Origin of the sequence: Polyangium sp. y55x31, assembly GCF_029946505.1 — a bacterium.
Classification (GTDB): domain Bacteria; phylum Myxococcota_A; class Polyangia; order Polyangiales; family Polyangiaceae; genus Polyangium.
In genome coordinates this window covers 147,669-169,867 of record NZ_JARZHG010000010.1, presented here as the reverse complement: position 1 = coordinate 169,867, position 22,199 = coordinate 147,669, and the positions used below count along the sequence as shown (strand labels likewise).

The following is a 22,199-nucleotide window of genomic DNA, read 5'->3' as shown; positions in this document are numbered from 1 at the left end:
TGCGTCACCGACCTTGGGCAGCCCTGCGCCGCGCGGCCATGATGAGCCCGAGGCTCAGCAGGACGAAGGCCGTCGACGTGCGCTCGTCGCCCGTCGCGCCGACCGTGCGGAGACTGCAATTCACGTTTACGGTCGCGCTGGCGCCGCCGGCGTTCATCCCGCCGCTGCCGCTTGCAGGGCCACTGCCGCCATTTCCGCCGGTTGCGCCCGCGCCTCCGGCGCCGCCCGAACCGCCAGCGCCACCGCTGCCGCCAGCGCCACCGTTGCCACCTGCGCCGCCGGTTCCGCCTGCGCCGCCACTGCCGCCAGCGCCGCCGGCTCCGCCAGCGCCACCGCTGCCGCCAGCGCCGCCGCCGGTTCCGCCAGCGCCACCGTTGCCGCCAGCGCCGCCGGCTCCGCCTGCGCCGCCGGTCCCGCCTGCGCCGCCGCTGCCGCCCTCGCAGACGCCTTCAACACACGTCCCGCCATTACAGGCCGTTCCATCGGGAGCGACCATGTCCAGGGGGCAATCGGCTGACGCGCCCGTGCAGATCTCCTCTTCGTCGCACGCTTCCATCGCAGGACGGCACAGCGCTCCCACGGGCGCGAGCGTATTCGGGCCGCAGAACGTGTTCAGTCCGTCGCAGTACTCCGCCAGATCGCAGGGACCTGCCGCGATTCGGCAAATGGTCATCGTGTTGGCCACGCCATTCCCAGGACAAACCGCGCTCCCGCCCGTGCAGAGCTCGGCCACGTCGCAGGGGCCCACGGCGGCCCGGCACAGGGTGCCCGGGACGGCGAAGGCGTCGGCAGGGCAGGCGGCATGGCTCCCGGTGCAGGCCTCCGCCACGTCGCAATCACCGGAGCTCGGTCGGCACTCGGTCCCCATGGCGACCAGCACGTCCGACGGGCAGTCCTTGGCCATGCCGTCGCAGGCCTCGGGGACGTCACAGGCTCCGGCCGCGGCGCGGCAGGTGGTCCCTGCCGGAGTGGGCAGATCGATCGGGCAACTCTTGCTCGCGCCGTTACACGCCTCGGCCTGATCACACGCGCCTGCGGCAACGCGGCATGTGGTGCCCGCGGGGAGGACCTCGTCGTTCGCACACGTCACCGCGACGCCGTCGCAGGTCTCGGGCGCGTCGCAGGCGTCGGCTGCCGGGCGGCAAGGGGTTCCTGGGGGAGCGCGCAGATCCGCGGGGCATGTTTTGCTCGTGCCGTCGCAAACCTCGGCCGCGTCGCAGATGCCCAGGGCGACCCGGCAGGGGGTGCCTGCGGTCATGACGCCATCGGCCGGGCAGGCCGCGTTGCTGCCGTCGCAGGTCTCGGGCGCGTCGCAGGCGTCGGTCGCGGCGCGGCACGTCGTGCCTGCGGCCACGCGCGCGTCGGCAGGGCACGCCTTGCTCGTGCCATTACACACCTCGGCCGCGTCGCAGAGCCCCGCCGCGGGCCGGCAGGGGGTATTCACGGGCGCCGGGACGTCGGCGGGGCATTGGACCGAGGTGCCATTGCACGTTTCGGCCGCGTCGCAGACGTCCGTTGCGTCCCGGCACGGGGTGCCTGCAGGGGCGCGCGTGTCGGCGGGGCACGTCTTGCTCGTGCCGTCGCACGTTTCGGCCACGTCGCACACGCCTGCGACCGCGCGGCATCCGGTGCCCGCCGAGACCACGCCGTCCGGCGGGCATGACGTCGCGCTTCCGTCGCAGGTCTCGGCCACGTCGCAGATGCCCATGGCCCCGCGGCAGGTGATGCCGGCCGACACCACGCCACACGTGCCGTTCGCCATCGCGCCGGCCGCCGTGCTGCAGGCCATGCAATCGCCGGCGATCCCGCCGCCGCAAGCATTGTCGCAGCAGACGCCGTCGACGCAGAAGCCGCTCGCGCAGTTCACGGACGCGGAGCAGGGCTTGCCGTTGTCCTGGACCAGGTTGAAGACGTAGGCGCCTCCGGCATCGGAGGTCAAACCGAAATCGGCATACCATGCCCCGACGAGGACCCTGTCCACGTCGAGCGCGACCGAATGGCCGAACTCGGAATCAGCGCTGCCATCCGAGGCGACGAGTTTGGTTTGCTCCGTGAAGACGCCGCCGATGCGCTCGAAGGCGTAGGTCGATCCGGCGTTCAAGCCGCCCGCGGTGTCCGCTCGGGGCGCCGAGACGACGGCATTGTCACCGCTCAGCGCCACATCCAAGCCGAAATTGTCGCCCTTCGCAGCGTCGCTCGCGGCGAGCTTTTGCTGCTGCGTCCACGTCGCGCCGCTGCGCGTGAAGACGTACGCCGCGCCGGTGTCCGTGAGCGCGGGGGAGCGGTCGCCGTTGTAGGCGCCGACGAGGGCGGTGTCGCCCTCCAGGGCGACCGACGTGCCGAGACAATCATCGGCCGCGGCGTCCGAGGCAAGGAGCTGGGCTTCTTGGGTCCAGGTCGTGCCGCTGCGCGTGAAGACGTACGCCGCGCCCGCGCTGGTGACGGCGAGCGTCGAGTGGAAGAGGGCGCCGACGAGGGCGGTGTTGCCGTCGAGCGCGGCCGAGCGACCGAAGTTGTCGAAGGCGCCGCGATCGGCGGCCGTGAGCTTTTGCTGCTGGGTCCAGGTCGCGCCGCTGCGCACGAAGACGTACGCCGAGCCGGCATCCGTGGCTCCGGTCACGTCGTCCTGGATCGCCGTGACGAGCGCCGTGTCACCGCTCAGCGCGACCGCGCGGCCAAAGAGGTCCCCGGCGGCGGGGTCGGCGGCCGTGAGCTTTTGCTGCTGGGTCCAGGTCGTGCCGCTGCGCACGAAGACATAGGCCGAGCCGGCATCCGTGCCTGCCGCCGTGTCGTCCGAGGTGGCCCCGATGACGGCCGTATTGCCCTCGAGCGCGACGGAGCCGCCAAAATTGTCGCCGGTGGCGGCGTCCGACGCCACGAGCTTGGCCTGGAGGGTCCAGGTTCCGCCGCTGCGCACGAAGACATAAGCGGCGCCGGTGTCCGCGAGGCTCGCGCTGGCGTCGCCCCGCGTGGCTCCGACGAGGGCGGTATCCCCGTGGATGGCGACCTTGATGCCGAAGTAATCGGAGGCCTTGGCGTCGGCGGCGGCGGTGAGCTTGAGCTGCTGGAGCGAGCCGAGCGCGTCGGTCGTCTCGGGGGGCCCCGGCGGGCCGCTGCCCGCTTCGGTTTGTCGGGTGGCGATGTAGGCATCGCGCAACGCGGGCGGCATGATCGCCCCGTCCTGCGGCGCCTCGTTTGCCATCACCGCGGCGGGCGCGAGGGAAGGCGCCGTTTCACCGCTCGTGTCCTTTCCCGTGCCCTCGCCGCAAGCGGCCACCAGGGGCGGCACGAGCAGTACGAGACCTCTGCAAAAAAACTCTCGTGCCCACCCCCCGCGCATCCGTTGCTCAGTATGAGCTCCAACCATCCCCGAAACCTGTCCCCGGAACATCGTGGCCTCCTGCAGTGCGCAATACAACACAGCCGGGGGGCCCGCGGACACCGATTTTTTCTCGCGGGGTTGTTGGGAGCGGCGGGCCTGGACGAGCCCTGGACCTCGGATGCATCGATCGCGATGCGGTCGATGCACAGGCGCATGGATTTTCACGCGCCGTCACGCCGCCTGACTCTCCCAGCCTGCATCCTCACCGACAAGCCTTCTCCGCCGCCTCCTTCCCGCGCTCCCCCTCGATCATCTCGCGCGCCCCTTTCTCCGTCGAAAGGCACTCCCGCAGGGTCTCGGGCATCACCCCGTCGTAGCCGTACGGCAACGCATTCACGCACCGACCCGCCCGCGCGCACGCCTCCTCCAAGTCTGGCAATGCCCTCGTCTCTGCGAGCGCCGCCTCTGCCTCCGGCCCCGCGAGCCGCTCCAGCCACGCCGTGAACCCTCCGCGCTGGAGAATGACCTGGGGCTTCTCCTCGTAGAGCTCCATCAGCTCGCGTATCGCTTCGTTCCTGAATACGCGCCTCTCGTCCGTCGACGACCATTGCGCTCGCCATGCGTCCCAGGGCTCGCCGACCGGCTTCATGAAAGTTCGGCCGTCCGTGAAGCAATACAGCGTGCCCACCAGAAAACCCGTCGGCTCGCGTGGCCCTCCCGGCGCCGTCACCCGGAAGCAGCCCGTGAGCGCTGCCGGGAGCGGCGCCCGCGACCATTGCGGAGGCGGCGGATCGGGCGGCCGAAGCCGCCAGCCTTGCTGGAGCCGCCGGCACATCCCCCCGCGCACCTGATCGCGCTCGCAAATCTCCCGGAGGATCTCGAGCTCGTCGCACGCGGTCAGCGCTCCCCGCTCGCACGCCTCGCCGATCGTCTCGACGCCCCGCACCTCCGTGCGCGGATCACCCGTCAGCCCCGATCCATACATCCAGCACCCGCACATCGCGTCGCGCTCGCAGGCCGTGCGGAGCCTGGCCTCGCTCATCACTCGATCGCCGGCCGTCGCCTCCTTTTTCCAGGCGAGCGTGAGGCAACCCCAGGCAAACCCCTTCTCGCACGTCATGCGCAGGAGCTCCATGCCCCGCGCCGGCTCGCCTCCGTCTTTCGGGTGCCTCGCGTGCCACTCCGCGAGCGCCACGCAGGCCGCCATGTCCCCGTCGCCGCAGGCCGCCTCGCATGTCGCGGGGCTCGTGCTCGCGCAATCGTCCGTCTCCGTCGGGCAGTCCACGGTATTGACGCCGGGCCGCGGGCGAAAGGGAATGCTCTTCTCGGCGGCGGCTGCTTTCGCAACGGCGGGAGGTGGGCTGCCTCCGCCACACGCCGCCACGAGGCTTCCGATCGCGAGGGCGCCCAGCACGGATACACGAAGCGGCGAGGGGGGCTTCACGAGATCCTTTCGTCGCGCGCACGGCTCGAAGCAGGAGAGAGGGTAAAACGATTCGCACAGGGTGACATGAGGAGCTCAATCGTCCGGGCGCTCGCATTCGAAGACGTGCCCCCAGCGTGGATCGATCGACAGCCAAATCGGAGACGTATTGGGGTGGACGTTCCCTCCGCCGAGCGGGAGCGCGCCCTCCCAGACACGCTCCGTGATGCATCCGTCGAGGCCCGGGTCCGGGTGATCCGTGTGGAAGGTCGATCCGTCGGGGCACGTGAGCGTTGCGGGCACGGCCGACGTGAACGTAATCGTCGCGCCGGTCGGCCCCTCGAGGACGTGGATCCGTGGGGTGTCCGGCGTCGCCGGCCCTGTCTCCGGGCCCGTGTCGCGATAGCGAAAGCAGGTCTTGTTCGCGACGCGCACCTCGACGTCGAGGGCCCAGGGGCTGCCTTTCGGCACCTCGGGCCGAAAGATCACCTCTGCGTTCGAGGCCGTGCAGGTCTTTCCGTCACGCGCGAGCATGCCCTCGATCGGGAGAGGGCCGAGGCAGGCGCGGATCTCGCGCTTCATCGGCTGCCAGCAGTTGTCCTTCTGACGGAGCCATGCGCAATCGAGCCACTTCGAGGCGTCGTTCGGCGCCGAAGGCGCGGGCGCTTCGGTTGAGGCGCTCGCCGCTGGGAGGGGCGGCGCGCTCTGCGGAACGGCGGCGCTCGTGCAGCCGGGGAAGGGGGCGGTGAGCCCGAGGAGGGGGACGAAGAGGGCTACCGAACGCGGATGCATGGCGGTGTCACGGCGTGTGCCGATCGAGACGGGCACTCTACGAGAGGGAAGGCGAGGGGTTCAAGGATCCTTCGTGCGAGCGACTGTGTCCTTCGTGCGAGCGTAAGCGCCCGGCCAACTACACCTTGGAGCCCCTGCGCCATCCGTTCACCCTGCGCTCGACGCACCTGGAGGACGGATGGCACGTAGGACGGCGAAGCAGTGGTCTCGGCTGGTCGCGCGCTGGAAGCGCAGCGGCTTGAGTGCGGGGGAGTTGAAAGAGTTTCGATGGCCTGTCGGCTGCCGTGGCCCAGATCATCGGCCAGGATCCCACCTCGGGCCACCTCTTCGTGTTCCGGAGTCGTCGCGGGGATCAGATCCGCGTGCTGTTCTGGGGACCGCACCGGCTATTGCATCATTGCCAAGAGGCTCGCACGTGGACGCTTCCACCTCCCCGTGCCTGCGTCGCCCGCGGCCTGCTGCCTCGAGGTGGACGCCGAGCTGGGCCTGCTCCTCGAAGGCATCGATCTGAGCGATGCCCAGCGCCGCAAGCGGTTTCGGCTCCTCCCGCAGCCGCGGTAACGCGCGTGAGGGTTCGTCACCCGTAGCCGCCGTAGGTTCGCCCGAGGCTCCTCGGGCAAACCCGGGCGTGACGTTCTCGCTTGATATTCAGGCCCGCGAGGCTTACAGAGCGGGCATGACCTCCCCGCGGACAAACGCTCCCCAGGACCTCGCCCACGTGCGCTCGAAGCTCCTGTCGATGGCCGAGGAAGGCCGGATCGATGAACTCGTCGAGGTCGTCATGGGCCTGCTCGCCCGGGTACGGGACGAAAACTCGGCCCTCGCGGCGCGGCTGCAGAATGCGCTCAGGATGCTCTACGGGCGACGCACCGAGAAGGTCAGCGCGGAGCAGCTCACGCTGATGCTCGATGCGCTTGGCAAGGACGCGCCAGATGCGGCGCGCGATGCAATCGGGGACGAGCCTCCGCCGGAGAAGCCCAATCCCGAGCCGAAGCGCCCGCCGCCCCACAAGGGCCGTAATGCGCTGCCTGCGCATCTTCCGCGCAAGCCGAAGGTCGTCCGCGTGCCGGAAGCCGAGCGCAAGTGCGCGGACTGCGGCACCGAAAAGACCTGCATCGGGTACATCCGGAGCGAGATCCTGGACTTCGTCCCGGCGCAGTTCGTCGTGGTCGAGGAAGACCGGGAAAAACGTCTGGGCGTATGTGGGCGCGGGCCACGTCGTGTTTCATTGCACGCCGAATTGGAGCGCCGAGGGGCCGGCCGCGTTCTTGAAGGCGTTTCTGCGACGCGGTACGCCATCAAGCACGAGGCCGCCTGGAGGCGCTGCTTCAGCGATGGGCGCTTCGAGATCGATAACGGCGAGGTCGAGCGACGTCTCCGGTGGGTGGCGCTCGGGAGGAAGAACTTCCTGTTCGCAGGCTCGGACAAGGGCGCCGAAAGGTTGGCGATTGCCTATACGGTGACCGGCTCCTGCCACATGAATGGCGTCAATCCGCTCGCGTACCTTACGGATGTCATCGAGAAGCTGCAATCAGGCTGGCCCAAGGACCGGCTCGACGAGCTGCTGCCGAACGTCTGGAAGCCGGGCGGCTCTCCGCGCGACGGCTGACTCGAGCTGCGAGCACGCCATCGGTCGCTTGTTATGATGCAGCTTCCTGCCGGCGATCTCGACGAGCCGTTCCTGTGTCGGCGGCCGGGCCAGGTACCGGCACAGTCTCTCCACACGGTGGCGATCGCGGCCATCGATCACCGCGCCCGCTCACGCTCGAGTGCGGCTCACCAGACGTCGCAGCGCTGCTTGGGGTTCAGGGCCTTGCCCTCGGCGCATGAGAAGGCGCGGGCGAACTCGGGCATGTTCGTGACAGACCCGTTTACCCGAAATTTTGCCAGCGAATGCGGGTCGGTCTGCAAGAGCGTGCGCGCCCGCTCTTCACGCCACTTCGTGCACTGAGACTGGCCGAACGACAGAAAAAACTGTTGGTCTTCGTCGAACCCGTCGGCCCAAATGCGCTCTTCTGCGCTCTTTCGCAGGGCGCGATACGCGCGAAAGGCGAGCTTGAGGCCACCGATATCGGCGATGTTCTCGCCGAGGGTCAGCTTGCCGTTGATCTTCACGCCGGGCAGGGGCTCGTAGGCCGAATACTGGTCGACGACGCATTGCGCCCTGGCCTCGAAGCGACTGCGGGTTTCAGGCTCCCACCACGACGCGAGGTTGCCCTTGCCGTCGTACCGCGAGCCCTCGTCGTCGAAGCCGTGGATGAGTTCGTGGCCGATGGTCTCGCCGGTCGCGCCCATGTTGACGGCCAGGCTAGAGCGGGCCGAGAAAAAGGGCGGCTGCAAAATGCCTGCCGGGAAGGCCATTTGGTTGAGCTGCGGGTCGTAGTAGGCGTTCACCGTGGCCGGGCTCATTTGCCAGTCCTCGCGGTCGACGGGCTTGCCCACCTTGGTGAGTTGGCGCTTCACGTCGAAGGCCTTGCCGGCGAGCACGTTGGCCGCGTGCACCTTCTTGTCGAGAGAGAAATCATAGACGCGCCACGTGTTCGGGTAGCCGATGAGGTAGGCTATCTGCTGGCGCTTTTCGCGGGCGCGCTCTTTGGTCTTTTCGTCCATCCAGTCGAGCTCGCCGAAGCGCTCGTCGAAGGCCTCGCTGATGGCGACGATCATCTGTCGGACGACATCGCGGCTCTCGCCAGCGAAGTGGCGGGCGACGAAGAACCGGCCGAGCGACTCGCCGAGCGCGGCGTCGGTGGCGGTCACGCAGCGCCTCCAGCGGTCTCGCTGCTTCTGCTGGCCGCTCAAAAACCGCCACATGGTGAACGATTCGTCGTCGAACCTCTTTGGTAGCGCGTCGGCGGTGGCGTTCAGAACATGCCACTCGAGGTAGGCCTGCCACGCCGCCGGCTTGGTCGACGCGAGCAGGTGCTCGAGGCCCTGCAGAAAGCCCGGGGCGGTGACGTTGAAGTCGTGCAGGCCTTCGAAGCCCAGGCCCTTGAAGTAGGCGCTCCAGCCCCAGATCGGCGCGAGGCGCGCGAGCCCTGCGCGGTCGACCTTGTTGTACATGCCGGACGGGTCGCGCCGCTCGACGCGCGTCTTCGAGGCGCGGGCGAGCGCGGTCTCGATCGCCATCACGTCGTCGGCGGCCTTCTTTGCGTCGGCGGGCTTCTTGCCGGCAAGCTGCATCATGCGGCCGACGTGGTCGAGATAGTGCGTTCGAATCTCTTTCGACCGCGCGTCGTCGTTCAGGTAGTCGTCGCGGTCGGGCAACCCGAGGCCGCCTTGGTCGAGGCGGGCGATGACGCGCGTCGCGTCCTTCGCGTCTTGCTCGCTGCCGATGACGAAGATCGAAAAGATGCCGTGTCGGTGCAGGTCGGCGACGGCGGCGACGAGTGAAGGCAGGTCACGCACCGCGCGCACTTTCTTTACGAGGGGGTCGATGCCCTTGGTGCCGGCGGCCTCGAGCGCCGCTTCGTCGACGCACGTGCCGTAGAAGGTGCCGACGGCCTGGAGCGCCGGGTCGCCGGCCGCCTGCGACGAAGCGCTCTCGAGAATGCTTCTGAGTGCGTTCTGGTTTCGTTCGACGATCTCGATATTGCGACCCACGCGGGTGCGGTCGGCGGGTATCTCGTTCTTGGCAAGCCAGCCGCCGCAGGCGTATTGATAGAAGTCTTGGCAAGGGTCGGCGGTGCGATCGAGCGCGGTCGGGTCGAGGCCGACGTCGCCGAGCGTGACGTGCTTTTGAGGGGGGGCTGGCGCCGTCACCGGGGTGGGGCTCGGGCGGGGCGACGCAGGGATGGCCACCGAGGGGCGGCTGGCGTCACAGGCGGCCGTCGCTGCCGCGAGAACGGTCAGTACGAAATATCTCAACCCTGTCATGTTTGTAGATTGTAGGGCAAAAACCAGAGCTGTAACCATAATTTTGTTCTCGCCGTCGATGCTGCCTCTCGGCCGAAATCTTGTACGTCTTCGCCGTAGGCCGTCGTGACGGGTCGGGGGGCGCGTGGCACGCGGGCGGGCCGGCGGGCCGCCAGCGACAAGCGCTCGGGGGGTGCGAAAGCGCCGGGGAGGCGCACGCGAGTCGACGGCGCGCCCCGCAGTTTATTGACGTCGTTTACGCGCCCGTCACCGGCGGCGGGCTGTGCACGCCGTAAAGAGGACGCGACCCGGCCCTGGGCAGACGACCCCGGGAGCCGGGTGTCGGCGCTGGTGTGTGTGCGGGGGCGGCGTCACTCGACCCGCACGCAGACGACGCGCGCGTCCGCGCTGCAGCGTAGATCACGGGACAGAGGCGGGGGAGATGCGGTTGGTCGGGGGGTTACGTGCGAGCGACTGTGTCCTTCGTGCGAGCGATTGTGTCCTTCGTGCGAGCGACTGTGTCCTTCGTGCGAGCGACTGTGTCCTTTGTGCGAGCGAGGACCTTCGTCATGTCCCCTCGTGGCAGTGCCGTCGGCTCAGTCGACGAACACGTTCCAACAGAGTGCGTTTCGCAGTTTTTGGTCGTCGAGAACGAGGTCTCGGATTTCGTCGGGCAGTTGTTCCCACTGCCATTGGCGTTCGGCTCGCGCAGCCGCGTCCCCTTGGCCCGATGGTGCGGCTTCCCTGGCAGCCCGGATGGCGTACGCCGCGGCCCCCAGCTCATGGGCGGCGACATGCGCCACGGCCACCGCCTGACCCGCCGAAAGGGCGGCGAACCGGGCGGCGGGGGGCGCCTCCCGGCCTGCGGCGTTGGAAGCGAACGCCGCCTTGTGACACTCTCTCATTGTGGCCTCGCCTCGGGTCCACGCCCGCACCAGTGCAAGGGCTCGACGCGGCCGGTCATCGTCTGGCCTGTATTGGTCGAAGAACCCCAGGACGTGCTGCGCGCACTCCGCGGCCCAGATTGCCAACGCGTGATGGGCACTGTCATCCAGGAGCCCTCCGCGGCGGATGGTGATGAACCGTGGGTCACGTTTTTTGGGAAGAATCATGGTGCCCCTCTCCACGACGGTGACGGACTCGGTAAGACGAACCCGACGAGCAGCATCGCGCTCCGGCCGCGGAGAGCATCGACCGCCGGCGAGCCAAATCCGCGCCACGGAAACTCGACTTTGCGTGGCACCCAAAACCGAGGCAGGTCATCCCGTCAACGCGGGAGGGTAGGCAACACGAAGGGCTTTGTCCAGGTCCGCCCTCCGCGCAAAAGGTTGCCTGGGCGGTAGCGCCGCGAATATCGTTGCCGGATGAACAAGCACCTTGAAAACAGTCTCTCGATGGCGGTGAGCGGCCATGCAGACGTGAACGGACTCGAGCTGTATTACGAGGTGCACGGCGACGGCAAACCCATCGTATTGCTGCATGGGTCTTTCATGACGATCCCTTTGAACTGGTCGCAATTCATACCCTTGTTGGCCAAGGACCGGAAAGTGATCGTAGCGGAAATGCAGGGCCACGGCCGCACGAGAGACATCGCCCGAGAGTTCAGTTACGAAGGCATGGCCGACGATGTTTCCGGTTTGCTCGATCACCTCGGGATCGACAGTGCTGACATCTTGGGATACAGCATGGGCGGTGGAGTCGCCTTTCAGGTCGCCGTGCGCCATCCTGAAAAGGTACGCAGGCTCGTGGTGCTGTCGGGTACGTACGCGCACGACGGATGGTGGCCGGACGTGGAGGCCAGTTTTGCCACGATGAACGCAGAGATGTTCAAAGGCACCCCCATCCAACAACAGTACGAGAGCCTCGGAAACGATCCGGCCCATTTTCCTGCATTCTTCAAGAAGGTCATCGGTATCGATCTGAAGCCTTATGACTGGTCCAGGGACGTGAAAAACATCCAGGCCCCCATCTTCATGGCCATTGGCGATGCCGACGGTGTGCGATATGAGCATGCGCTGGACCTGTTTCGGGCCAAGGGCGGCGGCAAAATGGGGGACATCCATGGGCTGCCGAAATCGCGCCTTGCCGTCATCCCGGGGACCACGCACATAGGTCTGATGCAACGGACGGATTGGCTGATCCCCATGATCACCGATTTCCTGGATTCCGACCTCGACGCGGCACCACCCACATTTTAGTGGACCCGCTCGAATCGGTCATGTCGCCGGCAAGCGTGGCGAGCGCCGCGGGGTACCGCGAGGTCGAGCCGTTCAACGGGGCGCCGTACGCGCACCACTGGTTCGAGAAGGAGCTGGCCACTCCGCGCACGTGAGGATCTCCGCTCCCCTGTTGGGAAAGACGGTGTTGACGAGGAGCTCGTGCACCGCCGGGTCCTGGTCAGCGCACCCGTCGCGGAGCACGGTCAGCTTGTAGCCCCGGTCCGACGCGTCGTACAGCGTGGCCGCGACCATGGCGCTCGTCGCGACTCCGGTGAGCGCGAGCGAGTCCACGCCGCGGGCGCGGAGCACCAGATCGAGATCCGTTCCCGCGAACGCGCTCGTGCGCCGCTTGAGCACGACGACGTCGTCCGCGGTGACCTCCAGCGCGACCTCCGTACCCGGCGAACCCTCGTGGAACAGGTCACTGGCCCGGTGGAAGGCCGCAAAGACCTCACCCGCCAGGTCCGCGCCGTTGGCCCGAAACGCGGTACGCACGAACACGACCAGCACCCCAGCCGCGCGAGCACGCGGCAGCAGTTCCATCACCGGCGGCACCACGGCCTTCGTGAACGGGTAGTTGCCAAGAACCCCGGCCTGGAGGTCACCGACGATCAGCGCGCTTCTCATGGTGCGAGCTTCTCCACCCGGCGGCACAGCGTCAACCCGCCCGGCACAGGGTCGACGGAGGCGGGGAGGGGAGCGGGAACGGAAAACCGAAGACGCGACACGGCAAGCGCCGGATCCCGCTCGGAAAATCGTCCCGTCGTGTATCATCCGGCATCCCGCATCGTTCTTCCGTACGTATGCCGAGCTCGCCCCGCTCCGACCGCAACCGCCGCCTCCCGCCGCGGGCACTCGCGCTCACGGTCTCGCTGCTCGCGGCCTGCTCGAAGAGCCCGCCGCCCGCGCCGCCGCCGCAGCCCTACGCGACGCAGCCCTACCCGCAGCCGTATCCGCAGCCCTATCCGCAGGCGCAACCAGCGCAGCCGGCGCTCGGCTCGGCGATGCTGGACTTGATCATCGCGGCGCAAAAGAACATCCCGTGCCCGCTGCCGGGCCTGCCGCCCGAGGTGACGCGGCTCATCGATTGCGCGGCGATCCGGACGGCCACGAACGCCGTCGCCTACGTGCCCAGGGCGATCGCGGCAGGCTCGCTGCCGGGCCAGGTGGACCACCGCGCGCAAGGGCTGACGGGACCGGTGAAGGACCAGAACCCGGTCGGGGCGTGCTCGGGGTTCGCGATGTCGTCCGTGATGGACAACGCGATCCGGCGGCGCGGACGTTACGACGTCGTGTCGCCCCTCCATGTCTTCGCGACCTACACGCAGCCGAACGACCTTGGCGCCCTCAAGGGCCGCGCGCTCGCGGTCGATCCGGTGTGGCCCTTCGACAAGGTGAAGGCCTGCCGCATCGCCTCGCCGCAACATGGCGGATATTGCCAGTCCGATGCGGGCGTCGTCCCGGGCTCCGGCGTGAACGACCCGATGCTCCTGTCGGAGCGCGCGCGCGCCGACTCCATGGGCACCTACCGCATCGACGCGCTCGAATACATGGATGGCGACGACGTCGACCAGATGGCGCTCCTCCTGGCGGAGGGGGAGGCCGTGTGGATCGCGCTCGCGTTCAACCGGCAAGCGTGGGACTGGGACAGCGTGCGATCGGGATATCTGCCCTACTATCCGCGCCAGGACGGCATCGGCCACGCGGTGGTGCTCCAGGGCTACCGCACGGGGCCGACGGGGCGGGAGTTCTTGTTCCAGAATAGCTGGGGGCCGGAGTGGGGGCTCGGCGGGTATCTCTGGATCCCCGAATCGATGCTCCGAACACACCTGCTCCACGCCTACCGCGTCCGCGTGAGCGACGCGGCGGGCGCGCCGTACGTACCGCCCTCGATGCCGCCGGCCCCGAACATGCCCGTGACGAGCTGCCCCCAGGGGCAAACCGCCGTCTTCGGGGTATGCCTGCCCCTCCCGGGCGGCGGCGCGGTTCCTTCCCCCGGCGCGATCCCTCCGCCGAGTGGCCTCCCGCCGATCGGCAATTGCCCCGCAGGCACGGTGCCGAACCTGCTCGTCCCCGGCCAGTGCGTGGCCGTTCCAAGCGGCTTCTGACCGTCGGAGCTCAGGGCGTTTGCGGCTCGTCGCCCTCCAGGGGCGCAGGCGCGAGCGGCCTGATGTGAATGTCGGGAAAACATTCGCGCGCGAGCTTCATCACCTGCTCTTCAATGGTCTTCGCCGCCTCGTCGTCGACGTGCCCTGCGCGTCCGATGACCGACGCCCGGAGCGCCGTGTCATAAACAATCAGCACGGCGCGGATGATCTGTGCCTCGCGTTCGGTACAAGGTGCGCTGAACGAGACCTGCATGAGCGCGAGTGTGCGCAGGTGTTGGTCCGACCTGCAACAAACCGGCGACGGCCCTCCAGGCGCCCGCGACGAGCGGCCCGCGCATCATGGAAGGGGGCGGGGGCCGATGGCTAGAGGTCCGGATAGGCTGTCCAGATGCCCGCGCGTTCGGGCGTGCGCACGGCGTAGACGATGCCGGGCTCGGGCCAGACGAGCTCTTCGAATTCAGTGACGCCCGTATCGACGTCGATCTGCTGTCCGGTGTACGGGATCCAGACCCCGAAGGTGCCTGCCCCGAGCGCGTCGTCCCAGTCGTGGACATAGCCGAGGGCGAGCACCTGGCGTGCAAAGGTCGGGCTCGCGCGGTGGACGCGCGGGACCCGAAGAGCTTCGGCCAGGTTCGTCCTGTCGTACACGACGAGCGTCCCGACATCCTCCTGCACGTCCGCGAGCGCCGCGAAATAGTCGCTGAACGATCCCCAGGTCCCCGCGGAATCCGCGAGGAGCGGAGAAAAACCACCCTCCAGCGTCCAGGTCCCCAGCGTGCCGACCGCGCCGTCATGATCGAGCTCGAACAGAAAGCCCGCGCCCGACCGCCTGGGATACCAGTTGGGGCTCGGATTCGTCCCGACGAGCACGGGCTCGCCGGCCCCCGGGACGGCCCAAAGCTCGCGTTTTTTCCCCGGCTCCGCGAGCTCTTCGACGTGCTCGCGAGGCATGTAGGACTTTGGTCCCATGTCCCGGGCGACTCGGGCCTGGTATCCCTCTCGCCCATGAGTGACCGAGGCACGGCTTCGGCGACGGCTACACCCGGCTCGGACGGCACGAACATGAGCCGGATCCCGCTCCTCCCGCCGCCCGCCGGATGGGCGCCGGCCCCGGCGGAGGCCGTCGCCCCCTTGAAGCGGGTCAAGGCCTGACGATTCCCACACCCCCGTCTCCTCAACCCCCGTCCCCTCTCCCGCGCCGCGGGAGAGGGGGAGAAGGATACCCATGCCCACGATAACCCCGCTCCCCCTCGCCCCCGAGGGCGACTCTTTTTATTATCCTCCGTACGTGCTGCTCGAAGGCGAGCATGGCGAGGTGATCTGGTCCCGCCCGCTCGGAGGCGTGGCCGCGCTCGCCGCGGCGAAGAGCAACGAGGTCGTGCTCTACCGATCCCGCGACGTGCACGGGCGTCCCATCGCGGTCTCCGGCATCGTCGCATTGCCCAAGGCCGATCCGCCGCGCGGCGGGTATCCCGTGGTCTCCTGGGCGCACGGCACGATCGGCAGCGCCGATGATTGCGCGCCGTCGCGTGACAATCCGAGGTGCCCCGCCCACCTCTGGAACCAGCATCCCCACGCCCTGCTGAATCAGTTCCTCGAAAAGGGCTGGGCCGTGGTGATGACCGATTACGAGGGCCTCGGCACCTACGGCCGGCACCCGTACCTCCTCGGCGAATCCCAGGCGCGGGGCATCCTCGACATCGTGCGCGCGGCGCGGAAGCTCCACCCCGAAATCAGCGCGCGCCTCGCGATCGTCGGCCACTCCCAGGGCGGCCAGGCGGCGCTCTTCGGCGCCCATCACGCGCCCACGTGGACGCCCGAGCTCGACCTCCGCTGCGTCGCGGCCCTCGCGCCCGCCTCCGGCATCAAGGATCTCTTCTTCGGCGTCCGTGACATCGACGAGCCCCGGCCCGGATTCGCCTTCACCGCGCTCTTCCTCACGGGCGCCATCGCCGGCGACCCGAGCATCCAGCCCTCCGAGGTGCTCACCCCGGAAGCCTATGCCGTCTTCCACCACGTCGAATCGAGGCCGCGCGCGGGATTGGCCGAGCCGGACTCCTTCGGCGGTATCAAGGGGACGAACCTCCTCAAGAACAAGGACAACCCGAGCCTGCATGCGCTCACCCGGGAGCTCGAGCGCATGCATCCCAATCTCGAGATCCACGCGCCGATCCGGATCACGCAGGCCGAGGCCGACGAACGTATCTGGGAGAGCTTCACGACGCCGCTCGTGACCCAGCTCAAAACGACAAACCCGGAACGGGTCGAATACCGGCTCTACACGAAAAAAGAATACGTCTCGCAGACCCACGATCCCGAGCGCCTCGGGTACCATTTCGGCACGGTGGAGACGGACGCGCCGGAGCTCCTCGCGTGGGTCGAGGCCAAGCTCGTGACCGAACGTTGAGGGTATTTCACAGATCAGCGCGAAGGGAGTCGAACGAATGTCGATCAACACCAACCTGCCCATCATCCACACGGCCGAGGGTCCGATCCAGGGCGTCCTCGATCACGACGTCGTCGCGTACAAGGGCATCCCCTACGCGGAGCCGCCCGTGGGAGACCTCCGCTGGCGACCGCCGCGGCCGGTCACGCCCTGGACCGAGACGCGTCACCCGTCGAAGGAGGAGGCGCCGACTTGCTGGCAGAATCGGCAGCAGTGCATCGAGCTGGGGGGCGGCGATCCGTACCCCATGTCCGAGGACTGCCTTTACCTCAACGTCTGGACCCCCCCGCCCGACGCGGGCGCCGGAAAGCTCCCGGTCATGGTGTGGATCCACGGCGGCGCCTACATCTTCGGCGCCGGAAGGCTGCCTGTGTATCATGGCGCGCCCCTGGTGAAGCGGGGCGTGATCCTCGTCAGCATCAATTACCGGCTCGGCGCCCTCGGCTTTTTTGCGCACCCCGCGCTCGACGCCGAGCGCCGTGAAGGGGAGCTCCGGGTGAACAACTTCGGGCTGCTCGATCAGGTCGCCGCGCTCGAGTGGGTGCAACGAAACATCGAGAAGTTCGGCGGCGATCCCGACAACGTGACCATCTTCGGTCAATCCGCCGGGGCGAGGAGCGTCCTCGCGCTCTTCACCTCGCCGCTCGTCACGCAGCGGGAAAAGCCCCTCTTCCACCGGGGGATCGCGCAGAGCGTGTACAGGAATCCGGACGCCACCCAGGCGCAGGCGCGCGCGCGCGGCGAAAAGCTCGCGGGCCTGCTCCTCGGTCTCGCGGACGGTTCGACGGCGACCGCCGAGCAGCTCCGCGGTATCGACGCGCGCAGGATCGTCAACATCGACGGCGAGTTCACCAAGGAGCAACTCAAGGGGACCTCGAATTCGCCCGTCGCGATCACCGGAGACGACGTGCTCCCCAATGAGGCCGGGGTGATCGACAGCTTCCTGAAGGGCGAGGCGGCGCCGCTGCCGCTCATCATCGGCAACACCAGCGACGATGGGAGCGTGGTGCTCGACATCGTGCCCGCGGGGCTGATCTTCGAAATGGCGCCCGAGCACAAGATCGGGGCCGTGAGGTATTACTACCCGGACCTCGCGGAGCGGCAGGATGTCCTGGCCCTGAAGCCCATCCTCGGCCGGCGCCTGGCGCGCGACGCGTTCTTCACGGTGACGACCTACAAGATCGCGGAGGCGCACGCCAAGCAGCGCGCGAACGTTTGGCGGTATTACTTCGACTACACCGCGGAGAACCACCGCGCCACGGTCCCCGACGGGACACGTCACGGCGACGACGTCGCGTTCACCATGAACACGCTCGCCTTCGCCCCGCCCTTTCCGCCGGGCTCCCCGGACACCCCGCTCGCGGTCACCGCGACCGACGAGGAGGTCGCGAGCCGCGTCAGCGAATACTGGTTCGAGTTCGCCCGCACCGGTACGCCGTCGTCCTCCACGGGCTCCGAATGGCCGAAGCACGCGGATGGGCAGGACAAGACGCTCCTCCTGGGGAAGTTCATCGAGGCGCGGACCGGCTTCATGAAGCAGCAGTTCGGCGAGAGGCCCATGGACAACATGAGCGCCTTCGACGAGGTCGGGAAGGTGCTCGACAACTTCATGAGATGAGGCCGTCGGGCGGGTGATCCAGGACGATATCAATCCCCATCCGCCGTGGCCTCGCGCGCCTCCTGTAGGACTTTGCCCCTGACGCCGTCGACGCCGTTCCCCGCGCGCCACGCGTCCCCGCAAGATCGCGGTCGCACCCCGCGAATCGCCTCCTGCGCCGCCGCGACCCGGCCCCCGCTTGCGCGCCCGCCGACCTCGGGCGCTGTGGACCGCCGATCCCCGGGCGCGTCCTGCCCCCTGCGGCGCCAGAGGCCGCCCTCCGGGCTCACCCGCACCCGATTCACACCGCCCAAGCTCGCCGATCCCGCTCCGGGAACGCCGACCTCGGGCGCCGCAGGTTCCCCTCCGCGAGGCCGTCTCCCATTCTGCCGCGCCCGAGGTCCCCGAACGCGCTCTGCGCCCCCCATCCTGCGGCGCCGCAGGGCACCCTCCGCGCTCGCCCTGCACGCGAGCGGCCAGAACGACTAGGTGAGGCGCGGCGCGAGCGCGGCGCAAAGCTCGCGGAGCTGGAACGACTCTGCCAGGGCCCGCACCTCGGCCACCCACGCGGAGAGCCGCGCGTCCTCCGCTTCGATCGCATCGAGCCTTTGCAAGAGCTCGGGAATGCGCCCCCGCTCCGCGAGATCGAGGAGCTCCGTCATCACGTCGGCGGGCGGCTCGATCGGGGGCGTGGTCTCTTTCGTTTCTTCGGTCGTGCCCCGCGGACCACGAATCCACTCGAGATCGAGCCGCCGCGCGAGGACCTCGAAAAGGGCCGGCAGGCGTACGGGCTTGGGGAGGAATTCGTCGCAGCCGGCGTCCTTGGCGCGCCTCTGCTGCGCCTCGTCCACGCTCGCCGAGGACGCGACGAGGGGCAAACCGGCCAGGGAGGGGGTGGTTCGAATGCGCCGCGCGACCTCGGGGCCCCCGATGTCCGGCAAAGCGAGGTCGAGGATCACGAGGTCGGGGCGCTGCACCGCGAGGGTCGATAACGCCCCCGCGCCATCCTCGGCCAGGACGACCTCGAATCCGAGCGGGACCAGGGCGTCCCGCAAGAAGGATCGATTCCCCTCGTTGTCGTCGACGACGAGGACGACCCGCCGCGTCCCCGCGTATCCGGTGATCACCTCGTCCGAGCCCGTGTCGCCGGTCGGCGCTCGTTCGGCGATCACCGGCAGCCGGAGCGTCACCGTGAACGTGCTCCCCTCGCCCGGGACACTCGTGACGTCGAGGCGGCCGCCCATTTGCTCCACGATCCTGCGGCTGATGGCGAGCCCGAGGCCGGCGCCCTCGGCGCGCGCCCCCCGATCGCCGGCCTGCTCGAAGGGATCGAAGATCCGCGCGAGGTCCGCGGGAGCAATCCCCGGGCCCGTGTCCTCCACCCGAAAGACGAACGCGTCGCCCCGCGCCTCGACGCGCAGGGTGACGCTCCCCTCGCGGGTGAACTTGACCGCATTGCCGAGCAGGTTCAGGAGCACCTGCGTGAATCGTTTCTCGTCGAGCCGCACCCACGAGGGCGCGTCCTCCGCCGGGACGTAATGAAAATCGATCCCTTTTTGCGTCGCCCGCACCTGGCAGAGATCGGCGACGCTTCGCAGGAGCGCCGGCAGGTGGACCTCGGCCGGGGCGAGATCCATCTTGCCCGCCTCGATCCGGGCGAGGTCGAGCACGTCGTCGATGAGGGCGAGCAGGTGTTCCCCCGAGCGCTGCACGACGCCGAGCCCCGCGAGGACCTCCTTCCACGGGAGCCGCGGGGACCGGGCGAGGAGCTCTGCATAGCCGAGGATGCCATTGAGCGGCGTGCGCAGCTCGTGGCTCATGCTGGCGAGGAAGCTCGATTTCGCGCGGTTCGCCGCGTCGGCTGCCTCTTTCGCGGCGAGAAGCTCGGCCGTGCGCTCTTCCACGACCTTCTCGAGCTCCTCGTTGCGACGCGCGAGCGCCCGCAATCGAAACCGCATCCCGCCATGCACGAGCGCCGAGGCCAGGACGGCATACCCGAGGTAGGCCCACCACGTCCGCCAGGGCGCAGGCCTCACCTCGAAGGCAATCGCCGAAGGCCCCGCGACGGCGCCCGCGTGATCGCGGCCCCAGACCTGGAACGTGTACGCGCCCGCCGGCAGGTTCGTGTACCGCACCTTCGTGTCCGCGGTCCACGCGCTCGGCGAAGCGTCGAAGCCGAGCATCTGCGTGCGGTATCGCGTGCTTCGTTCGTGGCTGAAATGGAGGAGCGCATAATCGAACGACACCGTGTTCTGGTCCCAGGCGAGCGACGCGCCGGGCGAGAGCAGGAGCGCGCTGTCCGCGGCGCGCGCCGCGGTCACGAGCGGGCTCGCGTCGAGGTCGGGGATCTCCTCGGCCGGATCGAAGACCGCAGCACCGTCGATCGAGCCGATCCAGATGCGTCCGCGGCTGTCGAGCCAGGAGGCGCTCCCATTGCATTCCTCGCCCGGCAGCCCGTCCTCGCGCGTGAAGACGTACACGGAATAGGGCGCAGGGTCCTCCGGCGTCGGCGCGCGCGGGGTGAGGCGAGCGACGCCACGATTGGTACCGAGATACACACGGCCCAGCGCGTCGGCGCGCACGCTGCTCACGGTGCTGTCCGGCAGCGCGGGGCTCGATGTCTCGTTCAGCGTGGCGAGCCACGCCTCGGCGTCGAGGTCGTAGCGCGCGACGCCGCCGCCCACGGTGCCGATCCAGAGGCTCCGCGCCCCACGCGCGTCTCGGATCTCGGAGAGCGTCGCGACGAGGTCCGCGCCGAGCGGCGCGTTCGCGGACGTATACGTTCGCCATGCGCCGTCGTCGAGCCGCGAGAGCCCCTTGGTCGTCCCGAACCACGTCGTCGTCCCGCCGCCGAGGCGCGCCGTCTCGACGATGGCGAGCAGGTTGTCGTGGACGAGGCCCTCGCGGCTCTCCTTGAAGACGGGCCCCGAGCCGACCGCGTCGAGGCGCGCGGCGCCGGCCGTCGTACCGACCCAGAGCGAGCGGCCGTCCAGAGATTCGCTGGCCGCGTAAACGACCTCGTAGGGGAGCGAGGAGTTTTTCCGGGTGAAGGTCTCGAGCTTCCCATCGGACCAGCGGTGCAGGCCCTTGTTGAAGCCGCCCGTCCAGACCACGCCCGGCGCGTGGCGCGAGGGGAGGACGAAGGCGAGCAGCGGGCTCAGCTCGGCGGAGGCCTCGGGGGAGAGGACCGGCACGAAGCCGGCCTCCGAGGACCGGAGCATCTGGTTCCCCACGATGAGCCAGATCTCGGGCGCGCCGCCCGACGGGGTGACCTCCGCCACGCCACGCACGGAGCCGGGCACGCCCGCATTCCGTTCCGTGAATCCGACCCAGCCGTCGTGGCGCAAGCGGCCGAGGCCACCCATCTCCGTGCCGATCCAGAGCGTGCGGGCGCCGCCCGCGCCCCGGCCCACGACGAGCGTGTTGAGGTAGTCGTCCGGCAGGGTGCTGGTCTTTTTGGTGAGCGTCGTCCACACCCCATCCGCGAGACGGGCGATGCCGCCGCCGTCGGTGCCCACCCAGAGCGTGCGTTTGCCGGATCCGCTCACAGTCTCGGCAAGCGCGCGGATGACCTGGCCCGGGAGCGCCGCGCCGGAGGCCGCGACGAACTCCCAGCGCCCCTCGGCGTACCGGACGAGGCCCTTGCGCGTGCCGACCCAGAGCACCGGGCGGAGCGCCTCGTCGACCGACGCGAGCAGCGCGGTGACCACCTCGTCCGGCGGGACCTCGGCCTTGGCCAGGGGCGACACCGGCGCGCAGCGCACGTCCTCGCAATGCATGAGGCCCCGACCCGTGCCGACCCAGAGCGTCGGCTCGCCGCTCGGCAGGGCCCCTGGAGAAAGGGCGCGGACGTCCACGCGCCCGAGCGCCGGCCCGAGGTCGACCCGCGAAAAACGCGCGCCCTCGAACCGGTAGAGTCCGTCGAGCGTCCCCGCCCATAACGTGAGCCCGTCCCTGGAAGGGGAAGGCGCCTCGACCAGCGCGACGACCTCTCGCTGGGACGTGAGGCCCTCGTCGGCCCCGAATCGCGTAAACGTCCCCTCGGCATAGCGGAGGACGTGGCCGGTGAACATTCCAAACCAGACGGCGCCGTCGCGCGTCGCGCCGATCGACTGCACCCAGCCCGAGGTCTGCGCGGGCGGCAGCGCGAGGGGCGTGAAGCGCCGGCCGTCATAAGAGGCCACGCCGCCCTGCGTGCCGACCCACAGGCGGCCTGCGGTATCGAAGCCGATGGCCTCGACGGTGTTCTGCGGGATGCCGTCGTCGATGCCGAACGCGCGGATCCACGGCACGCCGCGGGCCTCGATGTCGGGCGTCGCGAAGGACGTGCGAGCCGGCGTCGCGGCGAGCGCGATGCCGAGGACGGCGACGAGGCGACGGATCATGCGCGCGGATGTTACCGGGCGTCGTCTGCCTCGGTGAAGAAGCGGTCGATGTCTT

15 protein-coding genes are annotated in these 22,199 nt (G+C 69.0%); 6 read left to right on the top strand and 9 right to left on the bottom strand.

What is annotated here, in order from left to right; all coding sequences use genetic code 11:
* Positions 1-4: 4 nt before the first annotated feature.
* The 3 genes from QHF84_RS19875 to QHF84_RS19865 form a co-directional block, all read right to left on the bottom strand.
* Positions 5-3,289 (bottom strand): hypothetical protein, encoded by a 3,285-nt coding sequence (locus QHF84_RS19875; RefSeq protein ID WP_281314909.1) that lies wholly within the window; start codon positions 3,287-3,289, stop codon positions 5-7.
* A 295-nt stretch (positions 3,290-3,584) separates the two neighbouring features.
* Positions 3,585-4,766 (bottom strand): hypothetical protein, encoded by a 1,182-nt coding sequence (locus QHF84_RS19870; RefSeq protein WP_281314908.1) that lies wholly within the window; start codon positions 4,764-4,766, stop codon positions 3,585-3,587.
* Positions 4,767-4,841: 75 nt separating this feature from the next.
* On the bottom strand, positions 4,842-5,537 hold the full coding sequence (locus QHF84_RS19865; protein ID WP_281314907.1) for a hypothetical protein: 696 nt from the start codon (positions 5,535-5,537) through the stop codon (positions 4,842-4,844).
* Positions 5,538-6,051: 514 nt separating this feature from the next.
* On the opposite strand from QHF84_RS19865, the gene QHF84_RS19860 reads away from it, so the two are divergent.
* The gene (locus QHF84_RS19860; RefSeq protein ID WP_281314906.1) at positions 6,052-7,146 is read left to right on the top strand and encodes a transposase; all 1,095 of its coding nucleotides are present in this window, start codon (positions 6,052-6,054) and stop codon (positions 7,144-7,146) included.
* A 167-nt stretch (positions 7,147-7,313) separates the two neighbouring features.
* Here QHF84_RS19860 and QHF84_RS19855 read toward each other — a convergent pair whose 3' ends face one another.
* Together QHF84_RS19855 and QHF84_RS19850 are read right to left on the bottom strand one after the other, a co-directional pair.
* Positions 7,314-9,410 carry a M13 family metallopeptidase gene (locus tag QHF84_RS19855; protein ID WP_281314905.1) on the bottom strand — a complete coding sequence of 699 codons (2,097 nt, stop codon included), beginning with the start codon at positions 9,408-9,410 and terminating at the stop codon, positions 7,314-7,316.
* A 575-nt stretch (positions 9,411-9,985) separates the two neighbouring features.
* Complete coding sequence (locus QHF84_RS19850) at positions 9,986-10,501, bottom strand: putative immunity protein (protein WP_281314904.1); 516 nt, start codon at positions 10,499-10,501, stop codon at positions 9,986-9,988.
* Positions 10,502-10,753: 252 nt separating this feature from the next.
* On the opposite strand from QHF84_RS19850, the gene QHF84_RS19845 reads away from it, so the two are divergent.
* A complete protein-coding gene (locus QHF84_RS19845; protein ID WP_281314903.1) occupies positions 10,754-11,587 on the top strand; it encodes an alpha/beta hydrolase in 834 nt (277 codons plus the stop codon).
* Positions 11,588-11,659: 72 nt separating this feature from the next.
* Here QHF84_RS19845 and QHF84_RS19840 read toward each other — a convergent pair whose 3' ends face one another.
* Positions 11,660-12,235 (bottom strand): cysteine hydrolase, encoded by a 576-nt coding sequence (locus tag QHF84_RS19840; RefSeq protein WP_281314902.1) that lies wholly within the window; start codon positions 12,233-12,235, stop codon positions 11,660-11,662.
* Positions 12,236-12,411: 176 nt separating this feature from the next.
* On the opposite strand from QHF84_RS19840, the gene QHF84_RS19835 reads away from it, so the two are divergent.
* Entirely contained in the window at positions 12,412-13,716 is a 1,305-nt protein-coding gene (locus QHF84_RS19835; RefSeq protein WP_281314901.1) for a C1 family peptidase, read from the top strand.
* Positions 13,717-13,726: 10 nt separating this feature from the next.
* On the opposite strand, the gene QHF84_RS19830 is transcribed toward QHF84_RS19835, so the two are convergent.
* Both QHF84_RS19830 and QHF84_RS19825 read right to left on the bottom strand, forming a co-directional pair.
* Positions 13,727-13,969 carry a hypothetical protein gene (locus tag QHF84_RS19830; protein WP_281314900.1) on the bottom strand — a complete coding sequence of 81 codons (243 nt, stop codon included), beginning with the start codon at positions 13,967-13,969 and terminating at the stop codon, positions 13,727-13,729.
* 110 nt (positions 13,970-14,079) lie between these two features.
* Positions 14,080-14,667 (bottom strand): hypothetical protein, encoded by a 588-nt coding sequence (locus QHF84_RS19825; protein ID WP_281314899.1) that lies wholly within the window; start codon positions 14,665-14,667, stop codon positions 14,080-14,082.
* 54 nt (positions 14,668-14,721) lie between these two features.
* On the opposite strand from QHF84_RS19825, the gene QHF84_RS19820 reads away from it, so the two are divergent.
* The 3 genes from QHF84_RS19820 (at position 14,722) to QHF84_RS19810 (ending at position 17,780) form a co-directional block, all read left to right on the top strand.
* Positions 14,722-14,868, top strand: coding sequence for a hypothetical protein (locus QHF84_RS19820; protein ID WP_281314898.1), 147 nt, complete (start codon positions 14,722-14,724; stop codon positions 14,866-14,868).
* 73 nt (positions 14,869-14,941) lie between these two features.
* Complete coding sequence (locus QHF84_RS19815; protein ID WP_281314897.1) at positions 14,942-16,123, top strand: lipase family protein; 1,182 nt, start codon at positions 14,942-14,944, stop codon at positions 16,121-16,123.
* A gap of 37 nt (positions 16,124-16,160) precedes the next feature.
* Complete coding sequence (locus tag QHF84_RS19810; RefSeq protein ID WP_281314896.1) at positions 16,161-17,780, top strand: carboxylesterase family protein; 1,620 nt, start codon at positions 16,161-16,163, stop codon at positions 17,778-17,780.
* Between the two features lie 464 nt (positions 17,781-18,244).
* On the opposite strand, the gene QHF84_RS19805 is transcribed toward QHF84_RS19810, so the two are convergent.
* On the bottom strand, positions 18,245-22,144 hold the full coding sequence (locus tag QHF84_RS19805; RefSeq protein WP_281314895.1) for a hybrid sensor histidine kinase/response regulator: 3,900 nt from the start codon (positions 22,142-22,144) through the stop codon (positions 18,245-18,247).
* Positions 22,145-22,199: the final 55 nt, after the last annotated feature.